This is a genomic window from Lacihabitans soyangensis (genome assembly GCF_024343775.1).
Taxonomy (GTDB): Bacteria; Bacteroidota; Bacteroidia; order Cytophagales; family Spirosomataceae; genus Leadbetterella; species Leadbetterella soyangensis.
Genome location: NZ_RJUF01000195.1, coordinates 55,280 through 70,237, shown reverse-complemented (window position 1 = coordinate 70,237; position 14,958 = coordinate 55,280). Strand labels below are relative to the sequence as shown.

The window sequence follows — 14,958 nt, the reverse complement described above, 5'->3', positions numbered from 1 at the left end:
TTTTTGTTTTCTAATTTGATAAAAATTTAAATCTTGTTTTTGTACTTGAATAAATCTACCGTTCTAGAAAACCTTTGATGTTGCAAATGTACAGAACAAATTGAATACGTGTCAATTACCTAAAAGGCCGAATTGTAAAGTTCTTCACAGGATGCCATGATAATATTGGAATAATACCATACATATATGAAAAGTACAAGCATTGGGTAGAATGTTACAATGCTTTTTAATATAGGCATAATTTAGCCCTTTGGAGGATTTTTAGAAAAAGATAGGATATGGAAGGGACAATCGTAAATTATTTATTTGAATAATGATAAATCATTTTTTGGTAAATATTTTCTAAAGGATTTTTCTGAAACTACATTTGTATTTTAGCTTGATTTTATTGTAAGAATCATTTTTGTAAAATGAAATTTAACTTTTGGGAATGCTTCAATTAATTTTAAATTCTGAAAATTTTGTAGATAAGTGTGCGATTTTAGATAAAGGTGTGGCATTTAGGTATGCTGACTTACATTCAAAATCAGCCCAAATAGCCTCCAAACTCCTCAATGGTGAAGCAGACCTACAGCAAAAACGGGTGGCTTTCATGGTGTCGCCGGGTTTTGATTATGTGGCTTTTCAGTGGGGTATTTGGCGAGCGGGTGGTGTGGCCGTGCCACTGTGTATCACCTATCCTTTGCCTTCCTTGAAATACGTCATAGAAGATACAGGTGCCGAAATAGTCATTGCAGGGCCTGAATATGTGGATATTTTGATACCACTGGTACATGCCAATACTTTTAAGTTCTATACGATTGCTGATTTTTCTGCGAACGAATTATCTGAATTCAATTTGCCAGAAATTTCCACCGACAGAAATGCGATGATACTTTACACCAGTGGTACCACCAGTCTACCGAAGGGCGTAGTGACAAGCCATGCCAATCTGGAGGCTCAAATAAGTACTTTGGTGAAGGCTTGGCACTGGACTTCTGCCGACCATACCGTCTGCGTGTTGCCGCTGCACCATGTGCATGGCATTATCAATGTCATTTCTTGTGCCTTGTGGGCCGGTGCTACAGTGGAGTTTTTAGAGGGTTTCAGTCCTGAAAAAGTCTTTGGGGCTTTTGCTTTCGGCAAGATCAATGTCTTTATGGCGGTGCCGACCATCTATTTTAAACTCATTACTTATTGGGATAATTTGCCAGATACCGAAAAAGCCGAAATCACCGAAAATCTTCAGAAATTCAGGTTGATGGTGTCGGGTTCGGCAGCTTTACCGGTGTCTGTGATGGAAAAATGGCAGGAAATATCGGGTCATACTTTGTTGGAACGCTACGGAATGACCGAAATCGGCATGGGTATCAGCAATCCTTATGAGGGCGAGCGAAAAGCTGGCTATATCGGCAAGCCTCTTCCGGGTGTGTCTGTGAGACTGATTGACGAATACGGAGTGATTGAAAAAGAGGAGGTTCCGGGTGAAATACAAATAAAAGGAGCCAATGTTTTTAAAGAATATTGGGGTAAAGCCGAAGCTACTGAAAAGGCATTTACCGAAGACGGTTGGTTTAAAACTGGTGACGTGGCGGTAGTAGAAAACGGCTATTATCGTATTTTGGGTCGTGATTCTGTTGATATTATTAAGTCGGGTGGGTATAAAATATCTGCCTTAGAGATAGAGGAAGTTTTGCGAAAACATCCACAGCTGAACGACTGTGCCGTGGTGGGTATTCCTGACGATGAATGGGGCGAATTGGTGGTGGCCAGCATTGTGGTTCGGAATAAAGCTTTAGATTTGAAGCAACTCAACGAGTGGATGCGTGGCATGATCCCCGCATACAAAACTCCCCGTAAATATCTCATAGTGGAGGAGTTGCCTCGTAATGCCATGGGTAAAGTAACCAAAAATGATGTAAAAGAACTCTTTAAAAATATTTGAAAATGATTATTTACGGAGTGGCCATTCTGGCCTTTTCTTACCTCACGGGTCAGCTTTGTGGCGAATATCTCGGCGAATTTTTAGGTGTAAAAGCCAACGTCGGGGGAGTGGGTTTTGCGATGATTATACTGCTGCTTTGCAAAGAATGGTTACAAAAAAAAGGTTGGCTGGATGGTGAATTTGAAAAAGGCGTAGACTTTTGGAACAAAATGTACATCCCAGTCATCATCGCTATGAGTGCTTCTCAAAACGTAAAAGTGGCTGTTTCGAGTGGTTTTTTGGCTGTTTTGGTAGGCGTGGTACCTGTAGTAGCTGCTTTTTTTACATTGCCTTATTTAATCAAACTTAGCCAAAAATAATTCATGGAGATTTTTGAAAATTTTATTGATAAAAACGGCCTCATAGTAGGATTTTTGGTCATTGGTGTCCTTGCTTTTCTTTCTGAAATATTCTCCAAGAAAGTCCTCAAAGGCTATTTGCCCGGTTCGGCCATAGCCATATTGGCGGGCTTGATTTTGGCGTATTTTGGAGGAATCATTACCAATGCCGAAAAAGGACTTTCTGATTTACCCTATCTGAAAGGCGTAGGCACTTTTGGGGGTTCTATGTTCAGAGATTTTACCATCGTGGCCACTGCCATGGGTGCCAGCTACCTCACCATGAAAAAAGCCGGATGGCTGGGTTTGGTTTCTTTGCTTTTTGGGATAGTTTTTTTCTTTGTTTTTGGAGTAGCTTTGGCCTACATTTGGGGCATTCGGGATGCCGCAAGCCTGTGCACGGTTGGGGCGGGCTCTTGCACCTATATTGTTGGGCCCGTTACTGGTGCGGCCTTGGGTGCCAGCTCCGACGTCATCGCCTTGAGTATTGCCATCGGCGTTTTAAAGGCCATTTTAGTCACTATTCTTACACCACTTTTGGCCAAAAGAGTGGGCTTAAATAATCCTGCAGCAGCCATGGCTTTTGGCGGATTGATGGGTACCAACTCTGGCGTTTCGGCTGGATTGGCGGCTACAGACCCAGCCTTGGTGCCTTACGGAGCAGTTACAGCTACCTTTTATACAGGATTGGGCTGTTTGCTTTGTCCTTCTTTGTTTTATTTGGTGTTGGGTTGGATTCTCTAAGCCAACAAAATTCACCAATTAGTCTCCAATTTTACCCAGTTTTACACTGTCAGGGTACATGACTTGGATGTTGTTTTGGCTGAAGGCTGCCTTTACATTGGCCCTGATTTCGTAGGTGACATCCCAGTAGAGGTCGGGATGAACGTAGGGTTTTATGCTGATTTGCACCGAAAAATTATCAAAACTCTCAATTCCTATCTGTGGCTCGGGTTGTTTCAGAACGTTAGGCATTTGCTTTAAAATGTCTTCAATGATGGTTTTTGCCCTCGGAAAACTCTCCTCGTAGGGTATATGCACCAAAATGTCCAAACGAATATGTCCCTTTTTAGAATAATTGGTGACGACATTGGAAGTCACTTGGCCATTGGGAATAATGAGGGTCTTAACGCCGGGCGAAATCAAAAGCGTATTGAATATCTGAATTTCCTCCACTTTGCCAAACTTACCGTTGATATCGATCCAGTCCCCAACTTTGTAGGGTTTAAAGATGAGGATCAAAATACCCGAGGCGAAGTTGCCTAAGCCACCTTGAAGGGCCAAACCTACCGCAAAACCGGCGGCAGCCAACATACCCACCAAAGCCGAAGTATCAAAACCCGCAATACCCGCAGCCATCAAAAGCACAGCTATCTTGAGAGCAATGCCAAACATTGAGCCTAAAAAAGAAGTAATTTCGGGAGAGAAATTGGAGCGTTTGAGGCGTTCTATCACCACTTTCTCGAGCTTGTTGGCTCCCCAAAATCCAATAATCAAAACGGCAATGGCCCCCACCAATTTCGGTGCGTAGGCTATTACGTTATCAATAATGGTCTGTAGATATTTTTCTAGGTTTGGCATTTTTGCACTTGAAATTTGACGCAATTTATTGGTTTTTTGGGTGGTTACGGGTTGTAACCGATTGAAATTTTCAGGTTTGAGTTGTACTGTTTTCGTATGAATGAAAAATTTGATCTTTTTCTTTGAAACAAATTGTTGTCTACTGGATTTTTGAAAAAGTTTATTTTTTGCATCTTTATCAGTATGTGCAAATTTTGTACACACTGGATTTACTATCAATATAGCCTTTTTAGATTATTAAGTAGTTTGTTTAACACACAAAACTCTAATTCTCTTTGTTTTCAATGAATTGTTGTAATTGTTTTTTACGAGGAGTATTAGTATCAAGTAATGCGACCAAATAGATTGAATATAACAGACGCTGTCTGCTCTTTTTCAGATTTAACAGACAGTGTCTGTTGTTTTCATAAACCAAGTAAAAGTTTCTCATCTGCTGGATATTGGTAACAGAGAAGCCTTTGCCAAATTCTTTTGTCAAGGCATTCGATAAACCATGTAACAGACTCTTTCCATATTCTGCTCCGTCTTAGCCATTTTGTTCTTCTTCTACAATACTTTCCCCAATTTTAAAATAAGTCAAGACCATTGTTTGATTAACAGCACGCACCGCATTGTTTCGTGCGGCTTGCAGCAAATCTATAATTTGATTATAAAAGCGGTATTTATGGTTGGTTTCATACTAAAATATAAAATTATGCTTCGGTGTATCTAGTAAAATCATTCCCAAAGCTATACTTAAACATTCCGCAAATTTTTTCAATGCTGGTCTGTAGATATTTTTCTAGGTTTGGCATGTTTGCACTTGAAATTTGATGCAATTTATTGGTTTAGCACTTAAAAAAACAGAAACATTATCCAACTGATAACTTTGCTGAATCTTTCCATAGATAGTTTGGAATCGGTTCATTTAATTCCCATTTAATACTCATTGGTTTCGAGCCTTCATATTCTTTTAAGTTTCCTTCACCTATAAATACATATCCCATTGTATTTCCAAATTCATCTTTTGCTTTTTCTCTAACAAATAATAATATCTTTTTATTTGTCTCTTTTTGAGTAATATATGATAAACCTCTACCGATTTCTGGCTTAGAAGCATTTTGACTCTGCCAATGAAATAATGTTTCGCTAATTGCATAATCATCGTACATTGTTGTTGGAGAAAAGTCTTCTTCCGATTTTATTAGGTCTATAAATAACACTTCTGTATTTAAGGCTTTATTTTCCGCACATCCTTCTCTGTTTGAAGACTTTTTTTCAAATGTACTTAATCCAAAAGCCACTAATATTTGATCTCTGGTATATCTAGAATGAAGTTTTAATGGTTGAACAAAAGGCAATCTTATTTCAGACTCAATAAAGTCAATTTTATCAATTTGAATTTCCAAAAATTCAACAATTTCTTTTATTAAAACTTTATTCTTTCCAATTTCTTGAATGCTATCTTCCAGAGAATTGAAACCTCCTTGTTTTTGCCAAACATCGTAGTGTAACATTAAAAGCATTATTTTTTCAGCATCTGAAAAATCTCTATTTTTTAAGTTGAAATCAAATTTAGCGAGTTCTAAAATGAAATTAAAGTAACTTAGTGACTTTACAGAAATCCATTTGTTAGAGATTGCTGAAGAAATTTCTTTTTCATTTTTTGGATTAAAATCCTCAATAATTCCAGCTTTTTGACACAATCGTGACCAATTATCCTTTTTATAAATTATCTCAATAGGGATATTATTAAATTCAATAAAGTTTTTTAATGAAAATGGAAGCGTTGTTTGATGTTTATAGTTTCTGATTTTAGTAATTAATTGATTAATATTGAGTGTTGTGGCTCTTTTGATATTGTCTAATATGGTTTCTTTTGCTTTTTTCTCAAGTACAATTGAACAACCCAAAGGGAGATGAGGGAAACCATCTTCTAGCTCTTTCTGAACAGAGGTTTTAGTTTTCCCAATTAAGGCTCTGAACTTGCTTTCAAAATCATATTCAGGCCTTGAATTTCCCACAAAATCAAGTACTGTTAAACAATCTTTACCTTCGGCTAATCTTAATCCTCGACCTAGTTGTTGAAGAAAAACTGTTAAACTTTCTGTTGGCCTTAAAAATAATACAGTATCAATTTCGGGAATATCTACTCCTTCATTAAAAATATCAACTACAAACAGATAATTGAAGTTTTTATTTTTAAAATCGTCTCGAATACTATCTCTCTCATTGCTATTTATACTTGTTAAATATCTTGACTTTAGTCCAGCTAGATTAAATTTTTCAGCCATAAATATGGCATGTTCTACAGAAACACAAAACCCAATTGCTCTTAAATCATTTAAGTCTAAAGTATATTTATCTAAACTATTTATTATTTGATTAATTCTAATATTATTCTTCGTATAAATATTGTTTAACTCACTTACCGAATATTTTCCCCTTTCCCATTTTACATTAGTTAAATCTACACTATCTGTTATTCCGAAATATTGAAATGGAGAAAGCAATTTTTTGTTCAATGCCTCTGGTAATCTAATTTCGGCAGCAATTTTATGGCAGAAATCCTCTAAAATATCTTCGTTATCCATTCTTTCGGGAGTTGCAGTTAATCCTAAAAGTATTTTTGGCAGAAAATAATTAATTATTGGTCGATAAGTATTTGCAGCAATATGATGAACCTCATCAATAATTATGTAATCGTAATAATCTGGCTTAACATTTAAGTTTTTTAACCGATTATTTAAAGTTTGAACAGATGCAAAAACAAATTCATTGCTAGTCGGCTCAATTCCATCTACCCAAAGCTGACCAAAATTATTGTCTTTCAAAACCCCTTGAAATGTTGCCATTGCTTGTTGAAGAATTTCTTTTCGATGGGCAACGAAAAGTAATTTTGAAGATTTATTCTTTAACTTGAAGTTTTTGTAATCAAATGCTGAAATTACCGTTTTTCCTGTCCCCGTAGCTGCAACAATTAAGTTTTTATATCTATTATGAATTGTTCTTTCAACATCAAGTTTTTCCAAAATTTCATTTTGATAGGGGAAAGGTTTTAAATCAAAATAAGCCGCAGAATTTGTATATTCTTTAGAAAACTTTCCTTGTTTTAGTGCTGATTTAAGTTTTTCAACATGAATATTTTTGTCAAAAGTTTCAAATTCAGAATTTTGCCAATATGATTCAAATGTTTTTCTGAACTTATCAATTATGTGACCTACTTCATTTGTAGTTATCTTTAAATTCCATTCTAGGCCATCAGTTAAAGCTGAACGAGAAAAGTTTGAAGAACCAATATAGCCAGTGTGAAATCCAGAGTTTCTTATAAACAAATAAGCCTTGGCATGTAATCTTTCATTTCCAGTATTGTAGGATATTTTAATTTCGGTATTTTCAAGTGAAGATAAAAACTCTATGGCTTTAGAATCTGTAGCACCAACATAGGTTGTTGTTATAACCCTTAACTTTCCGCCTCTTTTAGTAAACTCAACAAGTTCTTTTTCCAAAATCCTTATTCCTTGCCATTTTATGAATGAAACAAGTAAATCTATTTTATTGGAAGATAATATTTCTTTTCGTAATTCACTTTCAAGTGATGTCGAGCAATTTCCTCCGGTAAAAAGTTCACTGTGAATTAACCGAGTATAGGGTGTTATTTCTTTAAGGTGTAAATCTAAATCTGTAAAATGAGAATCAATTTTAGAAAAAACAGCTTTTAATATTTTTCCCTTTGTTTCGATTAAATCGTCCTCAAAGTCTTCTTTTTTAAACTCATCTTTCAGAAAACGAATTATTTTATTTGCAATATCTATTTGAGTATCGACAACATCGTCACCTTTTATAAGAGTTAAAGCATATTTTATAGTTTTGCCAATATGAGATGAAAGTAATTGTGCAGCTTCGGCTTTATCAATTTCTGTTTTCTTTATTTGAAAACTGGTTTTATCGAGTTCATTAATTTTGTGATTAACAAGTTTTGTAACCAGCTCTTCATATATACCTTCTAGCATAATTATATGTGTGTTATTTGTTTTAAAATTGGAATGTCAGCTTCTGCCCAATCAAGCGATTTTAATTCATTTATCTTAATTAGTTTATAGTCAATATGTTCATTTAATTTTAATTCTCCACATTGATAATGTGCAACGTATGGAATTAAATTTATTTCGAAATTTGGATATTTATGAGTTACAGGTATTAGTCTTTTTAATATTATAATCTCAATATTTAATTCTTCTTTAATTTCTCTCTTAATACAAGAAATCTCATCTTCGTTTTGTTCTAGTTTTCCGCCAGGAAACTCCCATTTTAATGGCAAAGACATATTCGGGCTTCTTTGTGCAACTAAAATCTTATTTTCAATAATTATTATGGCACAAACAACAGTTATCATGGATAAATTTTTGATAATAATAATTCTATTTCTAAATCAAATATTGATTCGTCTTCAGTAATATAAATACAAGTAGAAATGCCTCGGTGTAAATATAAATAAAGGCCTTTGAAACTATTGAAAATGTAAAAGTATTTACCTTGTTGATTAAAAAGGTAAATGAACTTTTGGCCATTTCGGATTTTTAGTAATTCTATACTAAAACATGCAAATCTATAGTAAATTACTCCTATTTGTTCCAACACTGTTTTTAGTAAATTTATTTTAAAAAAATGATTTTATCAACATCCGATAAGTAACAATGCGTTCTGGTATTATCTGGGCCTTGTTTTTCTACAAATTTTAGCAGAATATTTCTTCACCCACCAATCCCCGCAGCAGGGATAGTAGCGGATACCCCACAGCTGGCGAAGCCGCGAGGAGTAGGAGAACAAACAAGCACGGGAGTGCGAAGATTGCGAGCGTAGCTCTGCCCGGCACGCCTGACGCAGGCGGCGTGGCTGCCCAATGTTTGGGGTTTATGGTTTTTGGTCACTTTTTTGGTGGCTTTCACAACATTTTTTCGTTTGGCTTGGGTGCGGTTCCTACTTTTGGGCTACAATTATGAAAAAGCTCGGGCGGCTTTGGACACAAGGAGAGGAAAAGCCTCTTTGCGTCTTGGCAACCTGGCGGTAAAATGAAAAATACTATGCAGAAAATTTTGAAGGGTCGTCGGTTAGAGGTTTTGTTGGTTTTTGTTTGTGTGGCCATTTATGTGGCGAGGCGGTTGTTTCAGGAGGCCAATGGGTTTGACAGTTTTATCTACGGCCTGCAGCCCAGGGTGCCGGGCAATGTGATGTGGCTGATTTGGCGTGAGCTGGATCATTACTCGCATTTTTGGAACGCCATCTTTCCGATAGCCAGCGGTGGTTTGTTGTTCTTTGCGGCGTGGGCGGTGTTTCATGTGGGGCTGTTTCCGAAGCTGCGGGCGTCGGAGTCATCGGTGAGTACAGTGGTGTATGCGGTGCTGACGGTGCTGCTGGTGGTGGGGAGTGTTTTTGTGCATAATTATTTCAGGCTGTATTACCGGGCCATGAGTTCGGACGACCCCGAGGTGATTGTAGGCCTCAGGGTGTTTTCGGAGTTTCGCAAGCTGTTTTTGCTGACCGACAGCATAGCGGTGGTGATAGTTTTGGTGTTTTATGAGCTTTTTGCACAGCTTTATTACTATGTGGAGGCCAAACTCAAAGAGGAGCAGGAGGGTGGTTTTATTGGTCATGTTTTGGTGGCTTCTGTGGTGGTTTTGCTGCTTTTTCTGGCGTTTTTTGCTAATCTGCCCCGCAAGGATTATTGGTACGGAGCCGTGAAAGAACTCTCGATGATGGCCATTGGGGCGTTTACGGTGTTTTTTGCTCAGAATTTTTTCTATTTGGAGGTTTTGCCCAATTACAGAGATTACCGCTCGGCGGAGTTTAAGACTGGCCTGCTGAAGTTTGGGCTGACGCTGTTGGTGGGTACGTTTGGTATGTATTGTATTCTGTTTATTGGTTGGCATTCGTTTCAGCAGGTGCCGTTTGGCTGGCATGCCGAGTGGATGGTGACGATGTTTATGGTTTCTTTCATTGCGGCCGTGGTGTTGGCTTTTTTGAGGAAGGTGTTTACGAAGGAAAAGACGCAACTGAAGACGCAAATCAGCCAAAAAACGGCCGAGTTGGGTAACCTGAGGTCGCAGATAAATCCACACTTTTTGTTTAATGCCTTGAACACGCTGTATTCGGTTTCGCTGAGAGAAAACGCCGCCCAAACCTCTGATGGTATACAAAAACTGGGCGACATGATGCGGTTTATGCTCCACGAAAACCACCAAGACCGTATACCGTTGGTGAAGGAGATAGAGTACCTCAACAATTTTATTGATATCCAACGGATGCGGATAGACGAAAGCCACGACATAAAAATAGAGGTGAATATACAAAATGCTGACCGTGAGATTTTTATAGCCCCGATGTTGCTGAATCCTTTTATAGAGAATGCCTTTAAGCACGGCATCAGTTTCAGGTCGGCGTCGTGGATATACATCACGCTGACGCACGATGCCCAGCATCTGTATTTTAAGGTGCACAACAGCATCCACCAAAAAACTGAAGACACTTTGGACGACCAAAGCCACGGAATAGGACTAGAAAACGTAAAAAAACGCTTGGAATTGATATATCCGAACCGCCATAAGCTGGAGATTCAGGCCACGGATCATGATTATTTTGTGAGCTTGGTGTTGGGGGTGTATTGAGGGGTGTTATAATAGTTTCACCCCTTCGGGGTTTTGTTCTTTGGTGTGTTGAGGTGGGTGTTATAATAGTTTCACCCCTATGGGGTTTTTGTTCTTTGGTTTGTTGAGGTGGGTGTTATAATAGTTTCACCCCTATGGGGTTTTTGTTCTTTGGTTTGTTGAGGTGGGTGTTATAATAGTTTCACCCCTTTGGGGTTTTTGTTCTTTGGTGTTTTTTGCTATTATAATAGTTTCACCCCTTCGGGGTTTTTGTTCCTTGGTGTGTTGAGGTGGGTGTTATAATAGTTTCACCCCTATGGGGTTTTTGTTCCTTGGTGTGTTGAGGTGGGTGTTATAGTTGAGGTGGGTGTTATAATAGTTTCACCCCTTTGGGGTTTTGATTTAGGGTGATGTTTCGGTGGGTTATAATAGTTGCACCCTTTCGGGGTTTTTGTGGGGTATAAAACCCCATTGGGGTGATATTATTCTAGAAAACAGATTGTAAAATAATATTCCAAAAACCCCGAAGGGGTGATATTATTCTAGCGTGATATTATTCTAGAAGGTGATATTATTCTACGAAATACGTGACCAAATTGAATTTAAAAATAAACCGAAGGTGTAATATTACTCTAGAATTTTATTAATTTCCATTTCGAACCTAATTCCAAACGCATTTTAAACCATTTTAAAACATATGCCCGGTACATATTCACAATTATACATTCAAATAGTTTTTGCTGTTAAAGGCCGTCAAAATTTAATTGAAAAAGAATGGAGAGATGAATTACACAAATATATCTCAGGAATAATTACAGGAAAAGGCCAAAAGTCAATAATTGTGAATGGTGTTGCTGACCATGTACATTGTTTTGTTGGACTAAAACCTGCTATGGCTATCTCAGATCTGGTCAGAGATATAAAAAACAATTCTTCCAAGTATGTGAATGAAAATGGATGGGTGAAAGGAAAATTTAGTTGGCAGGAAGGTTTTGGCTCTTTCTCTTATTCTCATTCACATATAGACAATGTTTATCGGTATATACTAAATCAGGAACAACATCATAAAAAGAAAACTTTCAAAGAAGAATATTTAGAGTTTCTGGAAAAATTTAGAATTGAATACAATGAGAAATATTTATTTGAATGGTATGATAAAGTAAATTAATGCCATTATTTATTCTTGATTTGAAATGACAATAAAAGCCATCGCCATCGACGACGAACCACACGCCTTGGAGGTGGTAAAAATGCTCTCAGAAAAAGTGCCTTTTTTGAACTTGGAGGCTACTTTTACCAACTGTTTTGATGCGATACCCTATCTGCAAACCAACAAAATAGACTTGCTTTTCTTGGACATCAACATGCCTGATATCTCAGGGATAGAGTTTGTGAATATCCTGCCCAAATGCCCGATGGTGATATTTACCACAGCCTACTCCGAATATGCCGTTAAGGGCTTTGAACTAGACGCCATCGACTATCTATTGAAGCCTTTCTCCCTGGCCAGATTTACAAAGGCCTGCAACAAAGCCCTGGATATGAAGAAAATGCAAGACGAAGGTTCACCAGATTTTATTTTCTTGAAAACGGGCTACGAAGAAGAGAAGGTGCTGCTGGACGAAATCCACTACATAGAAGCTGAAGGAAATTACATGACTTATGTGCTGAACAACCGAAAACTGCTCTCGAGGCAGAGTATATCGGATGCTCTTGGCCAACTGCCCGCCGACAAATTCGTCAGAATTCATCGTTCTTATCTTATTTCATTGTCAAAAATCGAGAAAATTAGTCGCAATTCTGTTTGGATCTTGGGTAAGGAGATACCTGTGGGGTCTTCTTATGAGGAAAAACTTTTGGAGATTCGGGGAGTTTTGGGGCTTTGATTTTTTTACCACAGAGGGTCACGGAGTTTTGCACAGAGTTGCACAAAGTATTCATTATTAGAGCTTTCGTTCATCTGTGCTATTCGATACACTTTGCGACCTAACGTCTTTGCGGTATAAATGCAATCTACGTACGAAAAATTTCGTAGAAAAAATTTGGAAGTACGAATCTTTTCGTATTACATTTGTACGAAACAATTCGTAGATAGATGGAAACTTTCCAAAAACCAACAGAGTCGGAGCTTGAAGTACTCAAAGTATTGTGGCAAATGGGCCGTGCAACAGTAAAGCAAGTGAATGAGGAAATCAACAAAACCAAGGAAACGGGCTACACGACCACTTTGAAAATCATGCAGATAATGTTTGAAAAAGGCCTTGTCTCAAGAAATGCCGAAGGCAAACAGCATATTTTTGAAGCCATTGTAGGGGAGGAGGAAACACAAAAATCGCTCTTGAATCGTTTTATAGATTCCACCTTCCAAGGAAATGCCATGAGCTTGGTGATGCAGGCTCTGGGCAATCATCACGCCTCGGAAGAAGAACTATCTGAACTCAAAAAACTCATCCAACAACTCGAACAAGACAAGTAACAATTTATGAAAAAGCTATTTTAAAAAATTAAACAATCCCTTGTTGGTTACAAATTGTTCACTGAGCGGAGCCGAAGTGAAGATTTGAAGCCACCGAGTGTAATTCAAAAAATCTTATGGAAAACATCACAGAATTCTTCTCTAATCCCCTGGCCAAGACACTTGGCTGGACATTGGTTCACTCTTTATGGCAGATTTTGGCCATTACGTTGGTTTACTTTTTGGTGGTAATATTTACCAAAAAAGCCAATACCCGATATTGGTCAGGTATGTCTTTGTTGCTGCTGCAATTTATGGCCAGCGGTATTACTTTCTTTATTATCAGTGAGTTTTCTTCATCGGAAAAAACTTTTGGTGGTGTAGCTTTGGCTCCTAAAATGCTGAACAGCGTGCAAGTTATGTTGAGCTTTCTCCAAACTAATCTGCCACTTGTGGTAGGCATTTGGGTGTTGGGATGTGCCATACTTTTTTCCAGGTTAATTCTGGGATATTTGTGGGTAAATCAACTGAAAAATAGCCCCAAAAATCAGTTTGATGAAAGATTAACCCAGATTTTGTCGGACATGAAACAGAAGATGAATATCACAAAAAACGTGCAAGTAAAGGTTTCAAGAATGGTGTCGCTTCCTATGATTATGGGTGTTCTGAAACCCGTAATTCTGATTCCAGCCAGTCTGGTTTCTGGATTTAGTCAGGAACAATTGGAGACTATTTTGGCTCATGAATTGGCTCACCTTAAACGCCATGATTTTCTATTAAATGGCTTACAGTCAGTACTGGACGTAATCTATTTTTTCCATCCCGCCATGTGGTTGCTTTCTGCCCAAATCAGGAAAGAAAGAGAAAATTGTTGTGACGACTTAGCTCTTGAAGTTTCCGGCAATAAGTTATTGTTGGCCAAGACTTTGGTTCAATTGCAAGAAACGACCTATACGCCAAAATTGGCCATGGCTTTTGGCAAAAAAAGTTATTCTTTATTGGAGCGTGTTCAACGCATTGTGGGCATCAGTTCGCCAAGAAATTTCAACAAAGAGAGCATTTGGATAGTGCTGGGTTTGTTTGTGACGTTTTTTGCTTTTGCTCAAAAAAATGAAGAAAAAAAGATAGTTTCTACGAGCATTTCCAGAAGTTCTTCCACTGCTGATACGCTCATCTCACCGAAGAGAAATGAGGCTTTCATTGTTATTCAAGACGATTTGAATGATTTTAGAATCAAAGACAACAAGATTTTTTATAATGGCAAAGAGGTGCAATTGAGCCCCGAAGTGCAAGAAAAAGTAAATGTAAGACTGAAGGCGGTTCAGGTCAATCAACAGCAAATGGAAGCCCAAAGCAAACTTATGGAAGCCCAAAGCCATGAAATGGAAAAATATAGCTCTCAAATGGAGGTAAATTCTAAACCTATGGAAGAAATAGGGAAGAAAATGGAGCTGATTGGCAAAAAAATGGAGTTGGCTGCAAAAAAATATACCACCGAGTTGAACAACAAGAAGTTTGGAGACAAGGACTTGGATGCTTTTTCGAAAAAGTTTGATGCAGAAATGGCTGAATACGATAAGCAGATGGAAGTTTATAGCAAACAAATGGACGAGTTGTCGTCGCAGATGGATAAGGTTTCTGCACCCATGGATGCTATATCTGCTAAAATGGATGAAATATCAGCACCCATGGATGCTATCTCTATTGAAATGGATAAAAATATAGAAGAAATTATAGAGCTGATGCCAGCTGAAATCAGGTCGAGTATCATGAAATACAGACCTAATCCTCCTGTTCCTCCAAAAGCTCCAAAGGCTCCCAAAGCTCCAAAAAGTGTAATTTCGCCCAAAGCACCAAAGGCACCCAAAAGTATAATATCATCGAAAGACTTGCCATCTCCGCCAAAACCGCCAACTGCACCAACAAAGGATTGAAAAGATACGATCAATATTGTTGGTCAAAGGGCTAAGCCGAAGTTCACTCCCTGAATGAAAATTC

General features: G+C 37.9%; 11 protein-coding genes and 1 pseudogene. 8 read left to right on the top strand and 4 right to left on the bottom strand.

Annotated features, from left to right (window positions below; translation table 11 throughout):
• The first annotated feature begins 430 nt into the window (after positions 1-430).
• Genes EGI31_RS24535 through madM form a run of 3 tightly spaced genes read left to right on the top strand, consistent with a single transcriptional unit; the run spans position 431 to position 3,045 of the window.
• Positions 431-1,924 (top strand): acyl-CoA synthetase, encoded by a 1,494-nt coding sequence (locus tag EGI31_RS24535; RefSeq protein WP_255039845.1) that lies wholly within the window; start codon positions 431-433, stop codon positions 1,922-1,924.
• A gap of 2 nt (positions 1,925-1,926) precedes the next feature.
• Complete coding sequence (gene madL / locus EGI31_RS24530) at positions 1,927-2,283, top strand: malonate transporter subunit MadL (protein WP_255039844.1); 357 nt, start codon at positions 1,927-1,929, stop codon at positions 2,281-2,283.
• A 3-nt stretch (positions 2,284-2,286) separates the two neighbouring features.
• Entirely contained in the window at positions 2,287-3,045 is a 759-nt protein-coding gene (madM, locus tag EGI31_RS24525; RefSeq protein ID WP_255039843.1) for a malonate transporter subunit MadM, read from the top strand.
• A gap of 18 nt (positions 3,046-3,063) precedes the next feature.
• Here the strand turns inward: madM and EGI31_RS24520 are convergent, their stop codons facing one another.
• From EGI31_RS24520 to EGI31_RS24510, 4 genes and pseudogenes are all read right to left on the bottom strand, one after another.
• Entirely contained in the window at positions 3,064-3,882 is an 819-nt protein-coding gene (locus EGI31_RS24520) for a mechanosensitive ion channel family protein (protein ID WP_255039842.1), read from the bottom strand.
• 265 nt (positions 3,883-4,147) lie between these two features.
• Positions 4,148-4,516 (bottom strand): annotated as a pseudogene (locus EGI31_RS25520) (DUF1016 N-terminal domain-containing protein).
• 217 nt (positions 4,517-4,733) lie between these two features.
• Entirely contained in the window at positions 4,734-7,874 is a 3,141-nt protein-coding gene (locus EGI31_RS24515; protein WP_255039840.1) for a DUF3427 domain-containing protein, read from the bottom strand.
• 2 nt (positions 7,875-7,876) lie between these two features.
• Positions 7,877-8,257 carry a (deoxy)nucleoside triphosphate pyrophosphohydrolase gene (locus EGI31_RS24510; protein ID WP_255039839.1) on the bottom strand — a complete coding sequence of 127 codons (381 nt, stop codon included), beginning with the start codon at positions 8,255-8,257 and terminating at the stop codon, positions 7,877-7,879.
• Positions 8,258-8,945: 688 nt separating this feature from the next.
• On the opposite strand from EGI31_RS24510, the gene EGI31_RS24505 reads away from it, so the two are divergent.
• The 5 genes from EGI31_RS24505 (at position 8,946) to EGI31_RS24485 (ending at position 14,894) form a co-directional block, all read left to right on the top strand.
• On the top strand, positions 8,946-10,526 hold the full coding sequence (locus EGI31_RS24505; RefSeq protein ID WP_255039838.1) for a sensor histidine kinase: 1,581 nt from the start codon (positions 8,946-8,948) through the stop codon (positions 10,524-10,526).
• A 676-nt stretch (positions 10,527-11,202) separates the two neighbouring features.
• Positions 11,203-11,673 (top strand): IS200/IS605 family transposase, encoded by a 471-nt coding sequence (gene tnpA / locus EGI31_RS24500; protein ID WP_255039837.1) that lies wholly within the window; start codon positions 11,203-11,205, stop codon positions 11,671-11,673.
• A gap of 25 nt (positions 11,674-11,698) precedes the next feature.
• Positions 11,699-12,391: a LytR/AlgR family response regulator transcription factor gene (locus EGI31_RS24495; protein ID WP_255039836.1), complete on the top strand. Its 693-nt coding sequence runs from the start codon at positions 11,699-11,701 to the stop codon at positions 12,389-12,391.
• A gap of 209 nt (positions 12,392-12,600) precedes the next feature.
• On the top strand, positions 12,601-12,981 hold the full coding sequence (locus EGI31_RS24490; protein WP_255039835.1) for a BlaI/MecI/CopY family transcriptional regulator: 381 nt from the start codon (positions 12,601-12,603) through the stop codon (positions 12,979-12,981).
• A gap of 116 nt (positions 12,982-13,097) precedes the next feature.
• Positions 13,098-14,894: a M56 family metallopeptidase gene (locus EGI31_RS24485; RefSeq protein ID WP_255039834.1), complete on the top strand. Its 1,797-nt coding sequence runs from the start codon at positions 13,098-13,100 to the stop codon at positions 14,892-14,894.
• Positions 14,895-14,958: the final 64 nt, after the last annotated feature.

Excerpts from the sequence above, each read along its gene's own strand:
- EGI31_RS24535 (WP_255039845.1), top strand. The coding sequence starts at position 431 with ATGCTTCAATTAATTTTAAATTCTGAAAATTTTGTAGATAAGTGTGCG.
- madL (WP_255039844.1), top strand. The coding sequence starts at position 1,927 with ATGATTATTTACGGAGTGGCCATTCTGGCCTTTTCTTACCTCACGGGT.
- madM (WP_255039843.1), top strand. The coding sequence starts at position 2,287 with ATGGAGATTTTTGAAAATTTTATTGATAAAAACGGCCTCATAGTAGGA.
- EGI31_RS24520 (WP_255039842.1), bottom strand. The coding sequence starts at position 3,882 with ATGCCAAACCTAGAAAAATATCTACAGACCATTATTGATAACGTAATA.
- EGI31_RS24515 (WP_255039840.1), bottom strand. The coding sequence starts at position 7,874 with ATGCTAGAAGGTATATATGAAGAGCTGGTTACAAAACTTGTTAATCAC.
- EGI31_RS24510 (WP_255039839.1), bottom strand. The coding sequence starts at position 8,257 with ATGATAACTGTTGTTTGTGCCATAATAATTATTGAAAATAAGATTTTA.
- EGI31_RS24505 (WP_255039838.1), top strand. The coding sequence starts at position 8,946 with ATGCAGAAAATTTTGAAGGGTCGTCGGTTAGAGGTTTTGTTGGTTTTT.
- tnpA (WP_255039837.1), top strand. The coding sequence starts at position 11,203 with ATGCCCGGTACATATTCACAATTATACATTCAAATAGTTTTTGCTGTT.
- EGI31_RS24495 (WP_255039836.1), top strand. The coding sequence starts at position 11,699 with ATGACAATAAAAGCCATCGCCATCGACGACGAACCACACGCCTTGGAG.
- EGI31_RS24490 (WP_255039835.1), top strand. The coding sequence starts at position 12,601 with ATGGAAACTTTCCAAAAACCAACAGAGTCGGAGCTTGAAGTACTCAAA.
- EGI31_RS24485 (WP_255039834.1), top strand. The coding sequence starts at position 13,098 with ATGGAAAACATCACAGAATTCTTCTCTAATCCCCTGGCCAAGACACTT.